The following is a 19,947-nucleotide window of genomic DNA, read 5'->3' on the forward strand; positions in this document are numbered from 1 at the left end:
CACGCAGCATTTTCAATTCGCCTTCCACCGAAAGTCCGTAACCGCTTTTGATTTCGACCGCACCTGTCCCGAGGTGCATGATCTCGTTCAATCGCTCTGTTGCTGAAGCAATCAACTCGTCTTCAGATTTACCTGCCAATTTCTTAGCGGAATTCAGAATTCCACCGCCAGCCGCAGCAATCTGTTCGTAAGTCAAACCTTTTATTCGTCCAACGAATTCCTCTTCACGAGTATCTGCAAACACCAAATGTGTGTGGCTATCGCACCAGGCAGGCAAAACGAGTTTTCCTGAAGCGTCAATCACCGCATTCGGGTCTGGCGGACACGAATCCATCGTGCCATGATCCATGATGATTCCATGTTTTACCAAAATCCATGCATTATCAATACGTGGAAGTTCGGCCATGTCTTTTCCTCGAATAGGAGATTTTCCTTCTTCCCGAACCTGAATGAGTTGTTTGATATTCTTGATAAGAAGCGCCATGTGGCAAAGAAACACGAATTAGCTAAGCTCTCGGTTTTCGGCTTGTGTGCAAAACGGCAATTACAAATACTTCATTTCCAACGATCTGAAAATGAATGCCGTATGGAAATATCTTTAGAAAGATTATTCGGACATCCGCGTATTTGATTTGAATAGTATGTGGTTCCTTGCGTAGATGAGCAGTGGAAATCGTTAGTTGCTTTTTGAACCGTTTGCCAAGCCCCGTTTTGATATCTTCATACCATGCGAAAATGTCTAGGACATCTTTTTTTGCCTCTTCGCTGAAATGGAGACGGTGGTTCATTCGTCACCGAAAATTTCACGGAGTGCCTCATCGACCTCAATCATTTTCATTTCTCCACGTTCAATCTTTTCGATTCGTTCCATCACCAGATCCTGTTGCCATTGTGGAATTTCGTATTCCTTCACAGGTGTGGCGTATGATAATGTTTTCAGAAGCTCCACGAACTCATCGTAGTGCTTGTCGTCTATGTCAACGGTAACTTTCATAGAGTTAAAGTTAAGCATTTGCCATATTGGAAAACAATCGCATGCTAAGTCAGAGTTACGCTTTGGGTTCCTTAATTTCGAGGCTGATTTCGGCCTATGAAAAATCTCGCATTACATTGGAAGATCATCATCGGACTGATACTCGGTGTCATTTTCGCCTTCATCTCAAGTTCGCTTGGTTGGAGCGGATTTGTGGTCGATTGGATCGATCCGTTCGGAACCATCTTCATCAATCTATTGAAGCTGATTGCCGTTCCGCTGGTGTTATTCTCCATCATAAAAGGAATTGCAGGACTGCACGATACGGCCAAACTGGGGCGATTGGCGGGTAAGACATTGTCGTTTTACTTGGTGACAACAGTGATTGCTGTTTCGGTTGGTCTTCTGTTGGTCAACCTCATATCGCCAGGGAAGATGGTGGATGAAGCGCAGCGTGTTGATAACCGAATTGCCTATGAAATTTGGGCGCAGGAAAACGGTGTGGAAGTAAAAGACCATAAGTGCTATCTGTGCGAAGATCAGTATGCTTCTCGTGTGGAAATTGTACGCGAATTGATGGATTCGGAAGCGCCAGATGCCAGTTTGGAATCCAAGATGCAATCGGCCAAAAGCACCAGAGATTCAGGTCCGTTACAGTTCATTGTGGACATGGTTCCGAGCAACATTTTCGCATCATTGAACAACAATGGGCTGATGTTGCAGGTCATCTTCTTCGCCATCTTTTTCGGAGTGACGCTGATCTCCATTCCTCGTGAAACGGCACAACCCGTTATTGATCTGATGGATGGAATGAATGAGGTCTTTTTGAAAATGGTTGATTTCGTGATGCAAGCCGCGCCATTCTTTGTGTTTGCGCTGCTAGCAGGTGTCATTTCCAAAATGGCTGGAGACGACCCTAGCGCGGTCATCGAAATCTTTAAAGGATTAGGTTGGTACAGCTTGGTTGTAGTGGTAGGACTTGGCTTTATGATCTTCATTTTCTACCCGTTGTTGGTAACCACGCTGTCTAAAGGCATGACTTACAGACGCTTTTTCAAAGCCATTTCGCCAGCACAGTTTTTGGCATTCAGCACCAGTTCGAGCGCAGCAACGCTACCTGTAACCATGGAATGCGTGCAGGATAATCTTGGAGTGAGTAAGGAAACAACCAGCTTTGTGCTGCCAATTGGTGCCACGGTAAACATGGACGGAACAAGTATGTATCAGGCCATTGCGGTGGTTTTTCTCGCGCAGTTTCACGCAGTTGATCTGAGCTTGACGCAACAGCTCACGATTGTGTTGACCGCAACCTTAGCTTCCATCGGTTCGGCTGCTGTTCCAAGTGCTGGATTGATCATGCTCATCATCGTTCTAGAAAGCGTTGGCCTCAATCCAGCATGGATTGCCATTATCTTTCCTGTTGATAGAATTTTAGATATGTGCCGCACCACGGTGAACGTCACAGGCGATTGTACCGTTGCTACTATTGTTGCAGGCAGCGAAGGCCAACTCAATAAAGAGGTTTGGAGTAAATTGGATTGAAAAATATTCTTATCGCGGTTGCGTTGACTGACATTAATATTTGATGATGATGGTGCTTAGGTGAAAGAAGGAAATTGCTTTCGGCTACCTTTGTTGACTGGATTTCATAATTCCTGATGAATAAGAAGAAGATAGAGAAGTTTGAGGAACCGTTAGCTGCGTATACTTCTGCTGTTCTTACAAGTGCGGAGGTTAAAAATCGCGTTTCAGCTTATTTTGCTACGCAGAAGGCTGTGAAAAAAGCTTGGCTGTTCGGCTCTTTCGCAAGGGGCGATTATGATGAGCAAAGCGATGTGGATATTCTGATCGATGTTGACAAGGATGCGCACATCACACTTTTTGATTTAGCAGAGTATCAACATGTTCTTCAAAACTCCTTGAAAAGGAAAGTGGACTTTGCGATGACAGGCGGGCTTCGAGAAGCATTTAAAAAAAATATCGCGAACGACCTTGTACTAGTACATGAAGGATAGACCGATAACTTCCAAGATCAGAGTGGAACATGCGCTGGAAGCCATCGGGCACATTCAGCGAATGACAGAAGATGTGGAATTGCAACGTTTTAAAGAAGACGTGATGATTTACTCAGCTGTTTTTTATCAATTTGCTGTTGTTGCTGAAGCCATGGCTAACGTTGATTCTGATGTTCTCGCCAAATACGATTATCCTTGGTTCAAGGTAAAATCATTTCGGAATTTCCTGTTGCACGAGTATCATTCGATAGACTTGGAAATACCTTTTGATACAATCAAGAAGGTTTTGCCAGGTCTGGAAACGACTCTAATTGAAATCCTCCAAAAAGAATTCTCCGAAACCCTTTAAAAAAAAAAAACTACTGATGAAAAAACTACTTATTGCATTCGGAGTTCTGATCGTGCTGCTTGTTGCTGCGATCATCATCATTCCTATCGTCCTTAAAGAGCCGATCACCAAAATGGTGAAGGAAGAAGCCAACGCAAACTTGGATGCCACCATCGATTTTAAGGATGTGGACATTTCATTGCTATGGTCGTTTCCCGACCTGTATGTTGGAGTGGGAGAACTTTCCATTACTGGTAAAGGCGAGTTTGAAGGACGGACACTACTCTACCTTAAAACACTTGCGTTGGATGTGGATCTGATGAGTGCTTTCAACGGTGCGCCAGTCATCAATCAGATAACATTGGCCGATGGATTGGCGAATGTGATCGTGCTCGAAAACGGCAAGGCCAATTACGATATCGTCCCGGAATCTGAAACAACGGAAACTGCCGAGGCTCCAGCCGAATCGAGTGGTCCGTTCAGTATCAAACTAAAGCAGTTTGAGATTGCAAATCTGGAAGTGATGTATTCCGATCAGCAAGGAGGGATGACGTTCAGCACTTCAAAATTGAATTTGAGCCTAAGTGGCGATTTCGGTGCTGACCGAACCAATTTGAAAACGAACGTTTCGATGGATAATGCCAAGTTGGTGAATGGCGGAATCGCCTACCTCAACGGAGTTGAACTTGCTTTGGGAGCGGAAGTGGATGCTGATCTGGCGAACAATAGCTACTCGCTGAAAGACAATGAGTTCCGAATTAACGGATTGCATCTTTCGTGGAGCGGAAACATCAGCATGCCAAATAATGATGACATCAACCTTGACCTTACCTACGGTGCTGCCAAAACGGAGTTTAAGGAAATCCTATCGTTGGTTCCTGCCATTTACGCGAAGGATTTTGCAGATGTACAGGCAAGCGGCTCTTTGGAATTGAATGGAATGGTGAAAGGTACCTACAACGAAACGAACATTCCCGCCTTTACGGCAAACGTGAAAGTGGGTAATGGCCAGTTCAAATATCCATCGTTGCCAAAAAGTGTAGATGGAATTCAAGTCGATCTGAACGTGGCCAATCCGGGTGGAGATGCTGACAAGACCGTCATCGATCTGAAGCAATTCACCTTTCAATTGGCGGGCAATCCATTTGATGTGCGTGCGCTCATCAAAACGCCCGTTTCAGATCCAAACATCGATGCTTCTTTCAAAGGAAAGATCGACCTGACCAGTTTGGCTGATGCCATTCCGATGGAAGCAGGCGATAAACTTTCGGGAACCATTATTGCCGATGCCGAGATGAAAGGAAAGCAATCGGACATGGACAAAGGACATTACGATAAGTTCAACGCCAAAGGCGAATTCATTCTGATGGATATCGTTTACACAACTGCATCGGTAGCTGTTCCGGTAGAGGTGAAATATGCTCAGTTCAAGTTTGCACCGCAGTTCTTGGAATTGGCTTCGTTTGATGCCAAAGCAGGAAAATCTGATTTCAAAGCAAAAGGAAAGATCACCAACTACCTCGGTTATGCTTTGAGCGATGGCACCTTGGAAGGGAATTTCAGCCTTAGCAGCACGCTCATTGATGGCAACGAGTTGGCTGGTCTCAGCACCAGCGAAGATGGCGGAGAAACGGCCCCAGCAGAAGGTGGTACGGAAGGAGGGGAAGCACCTGCCTCTGAGCCATTTCTCATTCCTAAGAACCTCGATCTGGCGCTTTCTACAGACGTGAAAAAGATTGTTTACGACAACATCAACCTCTTGAACACCAAAGGAAATGTGGTGATCAAGAACGGAAAGGCCAACCTGAACGGACTTACCTTCAATACACTTGGCGGTGGTGTGGCCATGAATGGATATTACGACAGCAGCAATGAAACGAATCCGAAGTTGAATTACGACCTCGATGTGCAGAATATCGTGCTCAAAGAAGCGTATGCTGCTTTCGGAACGGTGCGCAAATTGGCTCCAATTGCCGAGAAGACCGAAGGCCGTGTGTCCGTTAAATTCAACGTGATGGGAACGATGAAAAGCGGAACGGAAGTAGACTACAACTCACTGAATGGTGGCGGAAGATTGACTTCACAGAGTTTGAAAATAACCGGAACAGAAGCCTTGGATAAGATTGCGCAGGTAGTGAAGATCAATGCCTTCAAAAATCCAGAAGTAACAAATGTGAATCTGAGTTTTGCGTTCGTCAATGGCCGCGTTTCGGTTCAACCCTTTGATGTGAAGATCGGACCCGTTTCTGCCAACATTTTCGGAAGCCATGGTTTTGATGAAACCATGGATTACGTGATAGGAACGACCGTTCCAACAAGCGCGTTGGGCAGTCAGGCCAATGCCGTCATTGGCGGATTGGTTTCGCAGGCAAATGCGCTAGGTGCAAACTTCTCTGCAGGTAGCGAAATCAAGGTCGATATCCTTGTGAAAGGAACGTTTAAAGATCCGAAGATCACGCCTTCATTTGGTGGCGCTGGCGGAGGTGCAAGTCCTACCGAGAACCTGAAAGCCGCTGCTGAAGCCGAGTTCAATAAGGCGAAGGACGAGCTGGAGAAAAAAGCGCGCGAAGAAGCTGCCAAACTTCAGAAAGAAGCTGAAGACCGTGCACGAAAAGAGGCTGAGAAATTAGCTAAAGAAGCTGAGGAACGCCTTAAACAGGAAGCCGAAAAAGCAGCTAAAGACAAGGCTGGCGATGCGATAAAAGGCTTGTTCGGTAAACCTAAAAAGTAAAAGTCGATAGTCCATGGTCAACGGTCAACCGTCATTCAAGAAGAAAAGCTGTATATGGTCTATTGACCGTGGTCTGTGGACTTTCTTTTTTCTTTTTTCCCTTCTCCCTTTTTGCTCCTTTTCCCAAAACCCTACTGCCTGCGAAATGCCTGGCAACAAAAAGGTGCAGGCGCTTTGGAATCAGGCGTTGAATGAACGTAAACCTTCCGTTAGGAGGGAATTGTACGATCAGATCCTCGATGCCGAGCCAGATCATTTCGGAGCTGTTTTCGCCAAAGCTTACGAGCAATTGAGCAAGGCCGAGAAAGACCCGATGAGCAAAGGAATTGCCTTTGGTTATAAACCGATGAAAGCCGTGGCCGATCTGTGCCCGACCTACCACATGTATCCGTACTACTATATGGGGCTCATCGCCATGCAGAAGAAGGAATTCAAAGAGGCCGAAGCACACTTCAAACAGTTTCTCACCATCGAATTTGACGACCCTCGCTGGTATCCCAAAGATTTTGAGGAAAAGACCTTAGAGGTAGAAGCGTGGATTCCGCAATGCGCCTATTACGATTCGCTTTACTCCAATCCCGTGCCCTTTGCGCCCACGGTTGTCAATGGCATATCTTCACGCGATAACGAATATCTCGGCATCATTTCGCCAGATAACGAAGTGGCGCTTTATATCCGCAGGCATTTCGTAAAGCGCAAGAACGACCTTACCGCCAAAGAGATTGAGGAATTTACCCGAAGCAAGCGCTTACCAAGCGGAGAATTTGATGGAGGAACCGCCATGCCAAGCCCTTTCAATATTTCGGAGAATGTGGGAAGCGCCACGCTTACTGTAGATAACAAGCGCATGTTCCTCACCATTTGTAACGACAATCTCGATGGCTACAAGAACTGCGACATATTCTATTCTGATTGGCACTACCACGGTTGGGACGAACCGATAAATGTTGGTCCGGGCGTCAATGGAAAGAACTCGTTTGAAGGACAACCTACCATTACACCCGATGGAAAAACGCTCTATTTCGTTTCCATCCGCGAAGATGAGATCGGTGACATCGACAACATGGATCTTTATGTTTCGCACCTTCAGAAAGACGGCACTTGGGGGCAGGCCACCAACCTCGGAACCACCATCAACACCAAGGGCAACGAGAAATCTCCTTTCATCCACGAAGACAGTCACACACTCTATTTTAGTTCAGATGGTCACAATGGCATTGGTAATTTCGATGTGTACTACGTTCGTCAAGATTCAACCCACAATTGGATAAAACCGAAGAACATCGGTTTTCCGATAAATACCGAAGAGGCTGATGTAGGCTTTTTTGTGGCCGTTGATGGCAAGACAGCTTACATCAGCAGCAACGAGCGCGAAGATGGCGTTGGTGGTTGGGATATGTTCAGTTTTCCACTATACAAAGAAGCACGACCAGAGAAAGTGCTCTTCCTAAAAGGGAAACTGACCGATGAGAACAACAAGCGCATTACCGATGCCACCATCGAATTCAAGAACATGGACACCAAAGAAGTGACTGAAGTGAATGTAGATACCCTTACGGGCGATTATGTGGCTGTAATGAACTTCAGCAGCGATATGGTAATGACCGTGAAGAAGAAAGATGCCGCTTTCACATCACGCTACCTTTCTACCAAGGATAGCACGCTCAACGATATCAAGAAAGTGAACGTGGAGGTGAAAAAGGTGAAAGTGGGCGAGGCCTACAAACTCCACGACATCAAGTACGATACTGACCGTTTTAACTTGGATGACGAATCGGAACGAATGATGGGTGAATTTGCCATCTATCTCAAAGCCAACCCGAAGATGAAGGTGGCCATACACGGCTACACCGATAACGTGGGTTCGCCCGAATCCAACCTCAAACTCTCTAACGATCGCGCCAAAGCCGTGTACGATATTCTGGTAAAAGAAGGCATCAGCTCGGGCCGACTTTCCTACAAAGGTTTTGGTGAGGCCAAACCGGTTAAACCGAACACAACACCAGAAGGGCGCGCTGACAACAGACGAACGGAGTTTGTGATTACCGCTAATTAATAGAACAACACGAACCTTTTCCAGTCATGTCTGTTCATGGCATATCCCAACATTTCTAAGTTAATTTGCAACCGATAAATCAACCAACTAAAACGAGCGAATGGAAGCAGCTGAATTGAAAGCCCAATTGAAAGCACAGATCATTGAGTATTTGAACCTTCTCGATTTTGCAGTAGAAGATATTGCCGATGATGATCAGCTTTTTGGTCCGAAATTCGGATTGGATTCGATTGATGCTTTGGAGTTGAGCGTATTGCTTGAAAGAGAGTACGGCATCAAAATGACCGACCCAGCAGAAGGGCGGAAAGTATTGGTTACGGTAGATACCATGGCCGAATACATTCTCGCCAACAAAACTCTAGCATAGACCAATGGGGCGAATTGTTGTCACCGGAATGGGGGTGATCTCCGCCATTGGAAACAACGCTTCCGAGAATCATTCTTCGCTTCAGAAAGGAATAACAGGAATTGGGAAAGCCCAGTTTCTAGATTCGAACTATGCCGAAACATTACTCTTCGGAGAAGTGAAACAGAGCAATGTCCAACTGCGCGAGCACTTGGCAGCATCCGTGGTCAGCGGCATGACCCGTACCGAACTACTTGCTTTCACGGCATTCAAAGAAGCCATCACAGATGCTGGGCTTTCTTCGGAAGAGTTGAGATCCTTCAATACCGCTTTGCTTTCAGCCACCACCGTGGGCGGAATGGTAGAAACCGAGGCTATTTTTGCCGATGCCAATTCGAACTCAAGGCCTTCCGAATTCGTCAATTCCTACCGAAGTGGCGCCCACACGCTGCAATTGGTGAAGGCTTTCGGACTAAGAGGCTATACCGATACCATGAACACGGCTTGTTCGTCATCTGCCAATTCCATCATGATGGGAGCGAGGATGATCAAGGCGGGCAAATGCAAACGCGCCATCGTGGGTGGGGTAGATAGCTTGGCCAAATACACCGTCAACGGATTCAATTCCTTGCAGATTTTCTCGGATGAGATAACGCGTCCCTTCGATGCCGACCGCAAAGGTCTGAACCTAGGCGAAGGCGCGGCATATCTTGTTTTGGAGCGGGAAGAAGACGCCCAAGGCAAAACCATCTACGGAGAAGTGCGCGGCTACGGCAACACCAACGATGCCTATCATCCAAGTTCCATGTCGCCAGAGGCAGTAGGAGTGAGGGGTGCCATCAATGGCGCTCTAGAAACCGCAGGCATCAAGCCTTCTGACATCAGCTACGTCAACGCCCACGGAACAGGAACTGAGAATAACGATTACACCGAATTGAACGGAATGCATCAGATCTTTGATGTCGTTCCGCCATACGTTTCCACTAAATCGTACACGGGTCACACATTGGCTGCTTCGGGAGCTATTGAAGCTGTGTACAGCCTGCTCAGCATCAAGCATCAGGAGATCTATCCGAGTTTGAATTGGCAGACACCTATGCCCGAGTTCCAGTCCTTTCCCTTGCTCGATTTCTATTCAAAGGCAGACGTCAAGCACGTGCTTTCCAACTCCTTCGGGTTTGGAGGCAATTGCAGTTCACTCATTCTTTCGAAGGTCTAGGCATGTTCATTAAAGACCTTTCGTGCATATCGCCCCAACGAACTTTTGAAGATGATTTCTTCGAAACCGAACCGATCATTTACAGCGGTTCGCAGATGAAAGCGGTGGAACCCACCTATGCGATGATCCCAAATAGCCAATTGCGCAGAATGGGCAAATCGAACCGAATGGCTACAGGCGCTGCCATGCCGCTTCTCGAGAAATGGAACACAGACGGCATCATCATCGCCACTACGGATGGCGGAATGGAAGATTGCCATAAGTTTCTCAATCAGATTATTCAATTTGAAGAAGGAACGCTCACACCAACGGGTTTTGTGCAAGGAAGTCCGAGTTCGCCTGCGGGCGGATTAGCGCTTATGTCCAGCAACAGTGGCTACAATAACACGCACAGCAACAAAGGCGTTTCCTTCGAGAATTGCCTGATGGATGCCGACCTGCTTTTCATGGAAGGAAGAGCAAAGAGCCTGATGGTCGGTTGCGTGGAAGAGATATCTCAAGCACAATACCGCATCGAAACGCTGGCAGGTTTTATTAAGAAAGAAGAAACCACCACCGACAAACTCATTGGCTGCGGCACTCCCGGAGCGGTGAATGGGGAAGGGGCGGCCATGTTTGTGGTGGAATCAAGCCCCGAAAACGCCATTGCCGAGATTGTGGATTGGGATATGATCTCGTATCCATCATTAGAAGACTTGACAGCGAAAGCCAGCTTGCTTTTAGAACGTAACGGTCTTTCCATTTCAGATATACATGCCCTGATGCTCGGTTATTCTGGAGATGTCAATTCCGATCATTGGTACACGGACTTCGCAAAGCAGCTATTCCCCGAAACAGGCATCATGTCCTTCAAGAACCTCTTCGGAGAAAGTCCTTCTGCCAGTGCCTTTGCCACTTGGTTTGCAGCCAATTTGGTCAGCGGAAAAGCTGTTCCTAAGATGGCGGTTCAGAAGCCTATCTCACGCGAATTGAAAACGATACTGATTTACAATCACTACCAAGGAAACCAGCACGGTTTCATAGTGGTTCGCAAACCCTGATATCATGGCCGAAGCATCAAATTCAGAACTGGAGATCGTCAGCAGCCGCATCTTCCACTTTTCGCAGGAACTCGTATTCCGCGCTTGGACAGAACCCGAACACCTCCAAACCTGGTGGGGACCGAAAGGATTTACCAACACATTCCATGAGTTTGACCTACGGCCAGAAGGTCATTGGCGATTGACCATGCATGGGCCCGACAAAGGCAACTATGAGAACCACGCGGTTTTCGAAGTGATTGAAAAGCCTTCGTTCATTTCGTGGTATCGGATCTCACAGCCGTTTTTCAGAGTGGAGGTCAGTTTTGAATCCATTGGCGAAGAACGGACCTCCGTTGTATTCAAAATGATCTTTGATGATGCTAAGCTCTGCGCTACCATCAGAGGCTTTGCACCCGAAAAGAACGAGGAGAACTTTGATAAGTTGGAAGTGGAGTTGGGGAGGATGAAGGCCTACTGATCCTTAAGGAATGATAGAGTGTAAGTGTATTTGGTGTTCAAGAAGTTACCCTTCCGTCACGTTCAACAAACTTGCGCATTCAATACCTCAATCACTGCTTGGAAAGCACATTTGTAAGAACGTTTGTGATGAGTGCAATCATTACTTTGGAACTTGGAACAATAAAAAGCCTCCAATTGAAGTAGCTCTTCGTGAAGTCTTTATCATAAGTCAAACTCGATTTTTGAAAGCCACAGATGATGTCGGTAAAAACAAAACTATGGCTAGACCGAAATCTGAGTATTTCGATATTGATCATCGAAAGATGAAACTGGAATTGAAGAAATCTAAGACCCGTTTTGATAGTGATTTTAAGTACAAATTGACCCGACAGTTCAAACGGGGGTTTTACAAAATGTATTTGGAGGAATTGGAAAGACAAATGGGCACGGCTCATTCAAGTCAGTATGACTTTATCCGAGAATTTGCCAGATATGATTTAAATGACTTGCCACTTTTCTATTTCTACAAGAGTTGGGGAGTTATCGCTGCTACCGAAGAAACTTTTAAGAACCCTTCTCTTGAAATGGATAAGGAAATGAAGATGATGTATCTAGTTTCAGAAAGTCGGTATTTCAATGAATTTGAGTTTATCGGTCATACCTTTTCAGTTGCTACTCATCAAAACTGGAAATACCACTTCCAAAGCTATCAAAGTCACTCTTTAGAATTGAAGAGGGAATTCTACCGAGGAATGAAGGCGATTGATAGTTTGTTTGATATTGATTTAGCCCTTCGTGTTTTTGACTGACTATCGGTCATCAACAAATCTCCTTAAAGTTTTGTGAAAGTGTTCAAGGATGCCTCCTTCATACTGCCCTCAGCCGCCTCAATTCCCCTCTCAAAGTTCATTTTAAACACACCCGCTGCTGATTTTAATTCAGCAATCAATTCATCCGAACACCCACCAACGTAGGTTGAGGCCACACCGATGCCCTGCCAAAGGTTTGCTCTTCTGTTTTCGGGAAAATGGTTGATGATGTTCAGCACTTTATCCACTTCACCTTTGGTGATGTACCAGATGGCACGACCAACTCCTTGGTCAAATCCAGCTTGAAACTCAGGCGTGATATTCTCAGGAATGCTTTGGCTGCGAATGGTCAGTCGTCTGCTGAAAAGCCCATTCCAATATCCATAACCGTCTAGCACTTTCACGTGATACTCCGTTTCAGTCTGAGAAAGAGTAGAGGCGAGGTCAAGTCCCCCTTCGGGGGATTTAGGGGGCTGGCCTTGTGCAATGGCCCAACCCAATCCAATATGAACCTGAGTGGCGTGTTTCTCGCTGGCCTTTGAGTATGCTTTCCATGTTTCAAGATCATTCGTGAGGGCAACTCCCATCGAAGCACCTTCAAAGGCCACCGAACGGTAACGGATGTCGAACTTATTGAGCTCAACGATCAGTTCATTGATAGCAATTCCGCTCTCAGCCAATTCCCTTCCCTTCTGGAACGTGCTGACAACGGTTTCTATGTTCTCTTCAATACTCAAACTGGGGTGGTTGAGAAAACAATCCCCCGTCCACACTCCACAAAAGCTACGTGTGTCCACCCCCTTTGAAAGGGGGAAGGACTCCATCCTCCTTTGTAAAGGAGGTGCCGAGGAACAGCCTGTGCTGAGCTTGTCGAAGTAAGGCGGAGGATTTTCATTGAACGTTAAACTTCAACCGCTTCATAAAGCCACATCGCCTTCATTTCGTTGGCAATATGGGCATCGCGAGGCACCAGTTTGCTGTTCACGCTTTGTAGGTTGCGGTCACCGTTCAAACTCATGGTGTAAGGGTCCACATCGCTGTCCATGTCCGTGCCATGTGCCAAGTTGCTGAACAGTCGGAACATTTCGGCTGCCACGTGTTCCAGTACTCCCAGATTGGAGAACAACTTGTCCAACATTTCCTCTGTGGTGTATTCCTTCTCCACAATATCCTCTTGGAATTTTCGAAGGAAATCGAGGTCGAAGGGATCGGTGTAACGGTCGGTGATGTCGGCCGTGTCGTACGGCATCGCATCCTTGAACAGCATCTGCATCTGTTTGCTCAATTCACCGTATTTCTGAAGCAAGGATTTCGGTCCAGCTGTCATCTGGCGCATCAGGTCGAGATCCGTCAGTCCATTATTGATGAACAGCAGCGTGTTGATGCTCCAATACGCGCCCCAATCCCAGAAGATCTTGGCCACCATTACTTGCGTGCTGCCCCACATCGGGTATTGCCCTGTGTAGATCGGCATCCAGTTATCGAACAGCGCCTTCAGCACTTCCGAATAGAACTTGGTGCGGAAGAAGATGTCTTCGCCTTTCAGGTCGCGTTGAATGAGGTCGGCCGTCCATGTATTGGCCATCGAAATGAAGTCGGAACCGGGAGAGTAGAATGGATCGGCAAAGAGGCCGCTTTCACCTGTTACGGTCCAACGGTCGGTATGGAACAATTCGCCCGAGCTGTGCGCGAAATGTTTCATCACTTTAAAATCGAGGATGTTGCCCTCGGCATCCGTTTTGGCTTTCAGTTCCTTGGCAAGCTGTGGTTCCCACTGTTCAATCCACGCCAAAGCCTTGTCCAATTTGTTGTAGGTTTCGAAAGGATGAATGTTCGGATCGGCCACAATTCCAACGCTCGTCTTGTCACCCACCAACGGAATGATCCATACCCAATAACCCGCATCCATGAGGTGAACCGTGCTCAAATAACGCAGTCCGGGCTCTACGTGAGAATGCCATTTGGCATCATTGCTCCATGTATCAATGTCAATCTTCCAATCCACTCGGAACCAGGCCGAGTTGCAATCATGGTCATGCGGCTGTGCGAAACCGAACTTACGTTTCAGAATGCTGGCACGACCAGAAGCATCCACCACCCATCGGGAAGTAGCACTTGCCTGCTCGCCATTCACGCTGTACGTAACGGTATGATTTTCATCCGCGATATCCACGCCATCGACCTTCGCGCCAAGCACCACTTGGTTACCCGCTTCGCGACTGAAAGTGACCAAATCGTTCTCCAAAACGCCACGGTCCAACTGATGACTCGGCACCGGAAGCAACACTTTAGGTCCCAATTCCACGCGTTTGTGAATGGTGGTCTTGTGCTTAGGAGAAAAGAAGAAGCGCAGTCCGTGCTTCGGAAGCTGGTATTTGTCCAGATAATCCTTCAATCCAAGCACTTCGCGCAGGTAATGCGTGGCCAATTCAACGGTGCTTTCACCCACCTTGTGAGCCGCATCGGGAGCCGCGTCATCCCGCTTTTCCAACACCAAGACCTTGATGTCGGGATTCTGCTTTTTGAGTTGAAGTGAAAGGGTGAGGCCAGCAAGGCCGCCACCAAGGATAATTGTGTCATAGTGTTTTTGTGTCATTTCAAGAAATCTGAGAAATCTATCTGTTCTTTTCCAAAATTAGGGATGCTGAGAAGCAAACAACTCCGAAGGTCCAAAGTTTAAGGGAATTGAAAATGATTTTGGACAGTTCATCGCCACGTAGAAAAACATCGTTAAAAGCTTCCATGGCCCAGTTCATGGGCGATAGGTGGCCGATGAAGATCATGGTGTCGCTCATGATGTAAAGTGGAACCCAAATGCCGCCCAATGCCGCCATGATGACCACGGAAACAATCCCGAAAATGGCGGCCTGATGAAGTGTTTTGAAGATCGTTCCGATGAGCAATCCGTAGCCAGTGGCAGCAAACGCACACACGATGGAAACATAGATCAGTGGGTAGATGCCGCTTCCGAGGTCCAGACGTGCCAAGCCCAATTGCGGCATCAGCCAAAAGCCAACGCTGATCATCAGCAATGCTTGAAGCAATCCCACACCGCTGTAGCTAAGTAGTTTCCCTGCATAGAAATGGAACATGCTTGCTGGCATGGTACGAAGGCGGGTGATGGTTCCTGCCGTACGTTCTCTCACCATATTTCCAGCCAATGGAATAACGATGAAGAACATGGCAAAGACTGTCCAAGCAGGCACGTTATGCTGCGTGGAATTATTCGCCACATCCGAAGCCATGATGGTGCTAGTTGCTGTGGTTTCTCTCAGTTGAACAATGCCATTGGATGAAAGGTCAACTTTGGGAGTTTTGCCTGTCATTTCGCCCAACTTCAAAGTCAATCCATCCACGATGAGCTTCGCTTCCAACTTGCTCAGAAATTGCTTGATGGCACTTCGGATGCTACTTCTGAAGGTGCTTTTGGTGGTAGGGTCGAGTAGGAGTGTGATGTAAGGTTCGAGGTCGGGTTTAGCCACCTCAACAGTATCAGCGCCCGGCATCAATCCAGCCAACATGCCATCAACCTGTGCATCGACAATTTCCTGTAATTCAGAACTCAATCCCTTGTGGACGATGACACCAATTTGAAATTCGCCAGAGTTGATAGCTCTGGTGGCTTCTTCGGCTGAAACTGGTTTGCCATTCAAGCTGTCCACCAATCGGAAGGTGTTGCCTTCGCTCATTCCCATGAGAATGGATTGCGAAATGACACCTTGGTCTTCATCCACAAAAAGCACAGGAAGTTGCTGCTCCTGATAGTCTCTGAAAGGTGCATCCTGTACCACGGCCATCACCACCACCAATACCATTGGCATGAGGAAGAGGATGCCCAGACCGCCCTTATCGCGGATGAGCAAGAGCCATTCTTTCTTTATGGATGCGAGGAGTTTCATTTTATTTCACGCAGAGGCGCGAAGAATGTAGGTTAGATAGTAACTGGTCAATAAATAAATCCTCCGCCTCGTTCCTCGGCACGTCCTTTGAAAAGGAGGATGGAGCCCCGTCCCCCTTGAAAAGGGGGTGCCGAAGGCGGGGGATTTCTATTTCAACTAAACCTTCCATTTTCAATCCCGCAATTGCTTTCCAGTAAGTTCTATAAAGTGATGATGCAGACTGTGGCCATCAGAAACAAGATCAGCGGTTTTGCCTTCAATCAGCAGTTTTCCGTGATCGATGATGCACACCTCATCGCATAGCTGTTCCGTCTCGTCCAACTGGTGCGAAGTGTAAACGATGGTCATTCCACCTTCGTTCAATGTCTTCAGATAAGTGTTGATCATGTGGCGTGAATGCACATCAATACCAACGGTCGGCTCATCGAGAATGAGAATTTCAGGATCGTGTAGCAGCGCCACCATCAGGTTCACTCTGCGTTTCATTCCGCCCGAAAAGTGCTGTAATTGTTTGCTTTTGTGTTCGCTGAGACCGAATTCCTCCATCAGCTCATCCGCTTTCTTGGCGATGGTCTTTCTATTCAATCCCAGCATCTGCCCGAAGAAATTCAAGTTCTCGTTGGCGGTCATGGTATCGTAAAGCGCAATTTCCTGCGGCACCAATCCAATCGAATTCTTGATGGCCGTTGCATCCCTTTTCCAATCCCTTCCTAGTATGGAAACCGCACCTGAACTGGGTTTCACAATCCCGCAGATGATGGAAATAGTGGTGGTTTTTCCTGCACCATTCGGACCAAGCAATCCATAGAAAGCTCCTTTCGGAATGTTCAGATTGAGGCCATTTACGGCAGGTTCGGCAGCACCGCTGTACCGATGCACCAAAGCAGATATGGAAATGGCGTCCAAATCAGAGTTTCATTTTGTGAATGGACTGGAAGAACAGGATCTCCTTCTTACCAATGTCCGAAAGTTGATCGGCCAGATCTTGATAGGTCATGCCATCGGCACGGTCTTTCACCATCCGTCCGCAATCGTACGCGAAGTTGCGCCACAGATCACCGATCTTGGTGATCTCCAAGCTCTTCTTGTGCAATATCGGATTACCTAATCTCGAACCAGCTTCCTGCAAAAATGCCCCGAACATGAAGCGGAAACCTGCTCCGCCTGTTCCGATCTCTTCCTGCATCCTTACAATGTTCCCTAGGTATTTCTTGGCTTCTTCCTTGCCGTATTTCTTCTCATAATTGGCAACGCGCGAAGCCAGAAAACCAATTGCTCGTCCTCCGAAGATCGGCAATGGAATAGTGCCCATATCCTTGGCTGTGTATTTCAATCCTTTGATGATGGCCGCGTTCACGTCAATGTCCTTCGGAACATGCGTTGGGTAATACATCCGTCCGTTCGTGTTCGGCATTCCTTTGGCAAAACGAGCACGAATCAGCATTCTGCGATCGATCACTTCGGGCTTCTCCAAAATCGGGTCAGAAACCAGATAATCATCGCCTTCCTTTCCGTACACCACAATATTGTGCGCATTGAAATGGAAGCGGAACGCACGCGGCAAGTAGGGCAGGTAGAATACGCTGGTCAGCATGCCTACGGGCAATCCTTGCTCCAAACAGGCATCCAACTCATTCATCGCCTTTTCGGGAGATGAGAACGATTGACGCTTCATTTCCACTCCCGTTCTGTTCGAAAACTTCTTGAAAATATCGCCAGGCATAATGCGATAGGTTGTAACTGGTAAACCATTCACTTTGATAAATGGCATGTGCGCGAAGAACAGACCCGAACCAATGCCCAAGGCCAAAGGTTCAGAAATATCCAAACCGTGATGCCTCATCAAATTGGAAATAACGCCCGTCTCGCAATGAGCCGATTGGCGGTGCTCGAAATCTATCTTCATTCTTTTTTTTGAAAGGGTTATTGGTTATTCGTTAAAGGTTATTAAGGACCAACGAACCCACAATAACCCAGTAACCCAATAACCAATAACTAATAACTCTTCAACTCCCCAACCGTAATATCGAACACCTCTGCGTAGCGCTTCAAGGTCTTTTCATCCAAACTATTGAAGCCGCTCGGCTCCAAATGTTTGCTCACATTCCGTTTCGAAATATCCATGTATTGGCTCAACATGCCCACATCCATAATGTTCTTTTCCATGTGGTAAGCCAGCGGACTCAATTCTCCGGCCTCAATCTTCTTTTTTGTCTCTTCAACCTTCTTGTTGATCTCTTCCCAAGCCTGATTGAGCACTACATTCTCTGGCTCCCAACCCGAACTTCCAACGGTTCCATAGTTGCCATCGTCATCAATGGCGTATTTCACCACCTTGAATTTTCCTTCGAATAGATTTTCATCGTCCTGTGGGACTTCGTTCTTTTTCATGCCGCAAAGTTAAGAGGCCGAACGAGTTGCAGATAATGCTTTTGCTCAGTGTGTTTTCAGATGGCCCAAAATCTGAAATCCCTTATCCTTGATCTTTGAAATCTCCTATCTGAATACTAACATCTTACGAGGGCGTTCCCCTTGCTTCGCGGGTCAGGCTGTCCGCTATATCTTTTTTGCGAAAAGCAAAAAAGGATGCCGCTTCCATCCTTAACGCGGGCGCTTTTGTCAATTCTTGTCGCTAAGGAAACGTAGAATCTCCTTGGCCAGCAGTTTCGGTTCTTCCAATGGAACTAAATGCCCAGCATTCTTCATTTCAATCAACGTTCCTGTTCTGTTCACTGATTTCCAGTGCGCCCAAACTTCTTTCGTTATCGTATCCGAAGTTTCGCCTCTAAATGCAATAAATGGATGTTTCAGTTTTTTCAGATTCTTCCACGGATTGATCACCGTCAAAAAAATCTGTGCTTCCCATTCTTTCGAATAATTCAATCTGGCTTCACCGTTTTCAGCTTCGTCCGTCACCGCATTCACATAATCCCACAACGATCCATCACCGATCTGTTCAAAAACCTTCTTGCTTCTGAAATGGGCGAAAACCGCATTTCTACTCTTCCAGCTTTCTGTTCGCGTCAGTGTTTTCTTAACAATCGGGTTGATCTTTTTCATCAGGAATTTCGGCAGAATGGCCGATACCACATAAACCCAATTAGGCAAGATCACAGGTTCAATCAATACCAGTTTCTTGAAAAGGTCAGGTCGTTCATTGGCAGCAATCACCGTACAAATGCTTCCAAACGAATGACCTAATCCGATCACGTTCTTCAATTGCTGCTCGTCCAAAAAACGAATCAGATCATCAGCAGCTTCTCGCCAAGAATGAAAATCCGAGAATGGCGAATTGTCCCACAAAGGCCGAGCATTCATTCCTATCACGTGGTAATTCGGAATCAATTCATCGACCAACTTCTGGTACGATTGAGCAGGGAAACCGTTGGCATGCGCCAAATGGATAACATCTCCATTTCCTCCAAAATCAACAAACGGAATGTTCGCACTCATTTGTTTAGCTCAAGTGCTCGCAAATAATCTACTGCTCGCGGACCAAAGCAGAAAAGCAGATCGAGAATGCTCATGTCGGCCACAAATTCCTGCCTATCGCTAAAAACCTGAATGTAGCGTGGATACGTTTTTACAGGATTCTCCGCTGCGTAGTTCTGCTTGTTCCAAGCGTTACGCAGGTCAATTCCTTCAAATTCGGCTTCGTAACTGCTGGTGAATATCGGTTCAAACTTCAAGTCCAGTAGATCGCAGATCAGCTTGGTAGATTCCAGATCGGTTTCGAAATGATTCGTGTGGTTTTTTTGAAAGAATGGTAGCAGATCATCTTCGTAATACTCGAAATAGGGCGATTTCCGATAGGCTGATTCTAAGCTACGCCAATGCAGCGTTTTCCAATCTTCTAGCTGATGGATAATACTTTCAGAAATTGTCTGCCTATCCTCCGATTTCAATCTGGGAACTAGCAGGTTCATTTGTCCGTTAGCGCCTAAAATGGTGCAACGGTTCCGCAACGATTGCTTCACGAAATGTTCGTGTTTCTCGATGGTTATATCCTCGCGCAGCAAATAGGCGAAATAGCTGATAGGAGGGAAGTAGCCAATTGGAAGAACCGTTGTCATTGGGCGCGAAAATAGCG

The 19,947-nt window shown here is 46.7% G+C and carries 21 protein-coding genes; 10 read left to right on the forward strand and 11 right to left on the reverse strand.

The genetic code is table 11. From position 1 onward, the window contains the following. The 3 genes from K9J17_14690 to K9J17_14700 form a co-directional block, all read right to left on the reverse strand. Window positions 1-484: imidazolonepropionase (locus K9J17_14690; protein ID MCF8277978.1), on the reverse strand; the 484-nt coding region annotated here is incomplete at its 3' end. A gap of 22 nt (window positions 485-506) precedes the next feature. Next, entirely contained in the window at window positions 507-788 is a 282-nt protein-coding gene (locus K9J17_14695) for a type II toxin-antitoxin system RelE/ParE family toxin (protein MCF8277979.1), read from the reverse strand. Beyond that, window positions 785-994 (reverse strand): hypothetical protein, encoded by a 210-nt coding sequence (locus K9J17_14700; protein MCF8277980.1) that lies wholly within the window; start codon window positions 992-994, stop codon window positions 785-787. Before K9J17_14700 ends, K9J17_14695 begins: the two co-directional genes overlap by 4 nt. A gap of 96 nt (window positions 995-1,090) precedes the next feature. On the opposite strand from K9J17_14700, the gene K9J17_14705 reads away from it, so the two are divergent. The 10 genes from K9J17_14705 (at window position 1,091) to K9J17_14750 (ending at window position 11,958) form a co-directional block, all read left to right on the forward strand. Then, on the forward strand, window positions 1,091-2,515 hold the full coding sequence (locus K9J17_14705) for a dicarboxylate/amino acid:cation symporter (GenBank protein ID MCF8277981.1): 1,425 nt from the start codon (window positions 1,091-1,093) through the stop codon (window positions 2,513-2,515). Between the two features lie 116 nt (window positions 2,516-2,631). Further along, the gene (locus K9J17_14710) at window positions 2,632-2,988 is read left to right on the forward strand and encodes a nucleotidyltransferase domain-containing protein (protein MCF8277982.1); all 357 of its coding nucleotides are present in this window, start codon (window positions 2,632-2,634) and stop codon (window positions 2,986-2,988) included. After that, window positions 2,978-3,337, forward strand: coding sequence for a DUF86 domain-containing protein (locus K9J17_14715; GenBank protein MCF8277983.1), 360 nt, complete (start codon window positions 2,978-2,980; stop codon window positions 3,335-3,337). Before K9J17_14710 ends, K9J17_14715 begins: the two co-directional genes overlap by 11 nt. 16 nt (window positions 3,338-3,353) lie before the next feature. Continuing rightward, on the forward strand, window positions 3,354-6,047 hold the full coding sequence (locus tag K9J17_14720) for an AsmA family protein (protein MCF8277984.1): 2,694 nt from the start codon (window positions 3,354-3,356) through the stop codon (window positions 6,045-6,047). A 145-nt stretch (window positions 6,048-6,192) separates the two neighbouring features. Then, window positions 6,193-8,103: an OmpA family protein gene (locus K9J17_14725; protein ID MCF8277985.1), complete on the forward strand. Its 1,911-nt coding sequence runs from the start codon at window positions 6,193-6,195 to the stop codon at window positions 8,101-8,103. A gap of 100 nt (window positions 8,104-8,203) precedes the next feature. Further along, a complete protein-coding gene (locus K9J17_14730) occupies window positions 8,204-8,470 on the forward strand; it encodes an acyl carrier protein (GenBank protein MCF8277986.1) in 267 nt (88 codons plus the stop codon). A 4-nt stretch (window positions 8,471-8,474) separates the two neighbouring features. After that, the gene (locus tag K9J17_14735; GenBank protein MCF8277987.1) at window positions 8,475-9,668 is read left to right on the forward strand and encodes a beta-ketoacyl-[acyl-carrier-protein] synthase family protein; all 1,194 of its coding nucleotides are present in this window, start codon (window positions 8,475-8,477) and stop codon (window positions 9,666-9,668) included. Between the two features lie 2 nt (window positions 9,669-9,670). Further along, complete coding sequence (locus tag K9J17_14740) at window positions 9,671-10,708, forward strand: beta-ketoacyl synthase chain length factor (GenBank protein ID MCF8277988.1); 1,038 nt, start codon at window positions 9,671-9,673, stop codon at window positions 10,706-10,708. 1 nt (window position 10,709) lies between these two features. After that, window positions 10,710-11,168: an SRPBCC domain-containing protein gene (locus K9J17_14745; protein MCF8277989.1), complete on the forward strand. Its 459-nt coding sequence runs from the start codon at window positions 10,710-10,712 to the stop codon at window positions 11,166-11,168. Window positions 11,169-11,178: 10 nt separating this feature from the next. Continuing rightward, a complete protein-coding gene (locus K9J17_14750) occupies window positions 11,179-11,958 on the forward strand; it encodes an HNH endonuclease (GenBank protein ID MCF8277990.1) in 780 nt (259 codons plus the stop codon). Window positions 11,959-11,981: 23 nt separating this feature from the next. Here the strand turns inward: K9J17_14750 and K9J17_14755 are convergent, their stop codons facing one another. From K9J17_14755 to K9J17_14790, 8 genes are all read right to left on the reverse strand, one after another. Next, window positions 11,982-12,695 (reverse strand): DUF1702 family protein, encoded by a 714-nt coding sequence (locus tag K9J17_14755; protein MCF8277991.1) that lies wholly within the window; start codon window positions 12,693-12,695, stop codon window positions 11,982-11,984. 164 nt (window positions 12,696-12,859) lie between these two features. Then, window positions 12,860-14,554, reverse strand: coding sequence for an FAD-dependent monooxygenase (locus tag K9J17_14760; GenBank protein ID MCF8277992.1), 1,695 nt, complete (start codon window positions 14,552-14,554; stop codon window positions 12,860-12,862). A 19-nt stretch (window positions 14,555-14,573) separates the two neighbouring features. Then, on the reverse strand, window positions 14,574-15,857 hold the full coding sequence (locus K9J17_14765; protein ID MCF8277993.1) for an ABC transporter permease: 1,284 nt from the start codon (window positions 15,855-15,857) through the stop codon (window positions 14,574-14,576). Between the two features lie 171 nt (window positions 15,858-16,028). Beyond that, on the reverse strand, window positions 16,029-16,754 hold the full coding sequence (locus tag K9J17_14770; protein ID MCF8277994.1) for an ABC transporter ATP-binding protein: 726 nt from the start codon (window positions 16,752-16,754) through the stop codon (window positions 16,029-16,031). 10 nt (window positions 16,755-16,764) lie between these two features. Continuing rightward, window positions 16,765-17,763, reverse strand: coding sequence for a BtrH N-terminal domain-containing protein (locus tag K9J17_14775; GenBank protein ID MCF8277995.1), 999 nt, complete (start codon window positions 17,761-17,763; stop codon window positions 16,765-16,767). Window positions 17,764-17,852: 89 nt separating this feature from the next. Further along, a complete protein-coding gene (locus tag K9J17_14780; protein MCF8277996.1) occupies window positions 17,853-18,248 on the reverse strand; it encodes a hypothetical protein in 396 nt (131 codons plus the stop codon). Window positions 18,249-18,476: 228 nt separating this feature from the next. After that, window positions 18,477-19,310, reverse strand: coding sequence for an alpha/beta hydrolase (locus K9J17_14785; protein ID MCF8277997.1), 834 nt, complete (start codon window positions 19,308-19,310; stop codon window positions 18,477-18,479). Next, a complete protein-coding gene (locus tag K9J17_14790; protein MCF8277998.1) occupies window positions 19,307-19,930 on the reverse strand; it encodes a WbqC family protein in 624 nt (207 codons plus the stop codon). The genes K9J17_14785 and K9J17_14790 overlap by 4 nt, the downstream gene beginning before the upstream one ends. Window positions 19,931-19,947: the final 17 nt, after the last annotated feature.

This window comes from Flavobacteriales bacterium (assembly GCA_021739695.1).
In the GTDB taxonomy this organism is placed as follows: domain Bacteria; phylum Bacteroidota; class Bacteroidia; order UBA10329; family UBA10329; genus UBA10329.

Bases quoted from the DNA above. Each gene is read 5' to 3' on its own strand.
- K9J17_14735 (MCF8277987.1), top strand. From the start codon at position 8,475: ATGGGGCGAATTGTTGTCACCGGAATGGGGGTGATCTCCGCCATTGGA.
- K9J17_14765 (MCF8277993.1), bottom strand. From the start codon at position 15,857: ATGAAACTCCTCGCATCCATAAAGAAAGAATGGCTCTTGCTCATCCGC.
- K9J17_14775 (MCF8277995.1), bottom strand. From the start codon at position 17,763: ATGAAGATAGATTTCGAGCACCGCCAATCGGCTCATTGCGAGACGGGC.
- K9J17_14790 (MCF8277998.1), bottom strand. From the start codon at position 19,930: ATGACAACGGTTCTTCCAATTGGCTACTTCCCTCCTATCAGCTATTTC.
- K9J17_14760 (MCF8277992.1), bottom strand. From the start codon at position 14,554: ATGACACAAAAACACTATGACACAATTATCCTTGGTGGCGGCCTTGCT.
- K9J17_14695 (MCF8277979.1), bottom strand. From the start codon at position 788: ATGAACCACCGTCTCCATTTCAGCGAAGAGGCAAAAAAAGATGTCCTA.
- K9J17_14785 (MCF8277997.1), bottom strand. From the start codon at position 19,310: ATGAGTGCGAACATTCCGTTTGTTGATTTTGGAGGAAATGGAGATGTT.
- K9J17_14715 (MCF8277983.1), top strand. From the start codon at position 2,978: ATGAAGGATAGACCGATAACTTCCAAGATCAGAGTGGAACATGCGCTG.
- K9J17_14750 (MCF8277990.1), top strand. From the start codon at position 11,179: ATGATAGAGTGTAAGTGTATTTGGTGTTCAAGAAGTTACCCTTCCGTC.
- K9J17_14720 (MCF8277984.1), top strand. From the start codon at position 3,354: ATGAAAAAACTACTTATTGCATTCGGAGTTCTGATCGTGCTGCTTGTT.
- K9J17_14710 (MCF8277982.1), top strand. From the start codon at position 2,632: ATGAATAAGAAGAAGATAGAGAAGTTTGAGGAACCGTTAGCTGCGTAT.
- K9J17_14705 (MCF8277981.1), top strand. From the start codon at position 1,091: ATGAAAAATCTCGCATTACATTGGAAGATCATCATCGGACTGATACTC.
- K9J17_14740 (MCF8277988.1), top strand. From the start codon at position 9,671: ATGTTCATTAAAGACCTTTCGTGCATATCGCCCCAACGAACTTTTGAA.
- K9J17_14780 (MCF8277996.1), bottom strand. From the start codon at position 18,248: ATGAAAAAGAACGAAGTCCCACAGGACGATGAAAATCTATTCGAAGGA.
- K9J17_14700 (MCF8277980.1), bottom strand. From the start codon at position 994: ATGAAAGTTACCGTTGACATAGACGACAAGCACTACGATGAGTTCGTG.
- K9J17_14725 (MCF8277985.1), top strand. From the start codon at position 6,193: ATGCCTGGCAACAAAAAGGTGCAGGCGCTTTGGAATCAGGCGTTGAAT.
- K9J17_14730 (MCF8277986.1), top strand. From the start codon at position 8,204: ATGGAAGCAGCTGAATTGAAAGCCCAATTGAAAGCACAGATCATTGAG.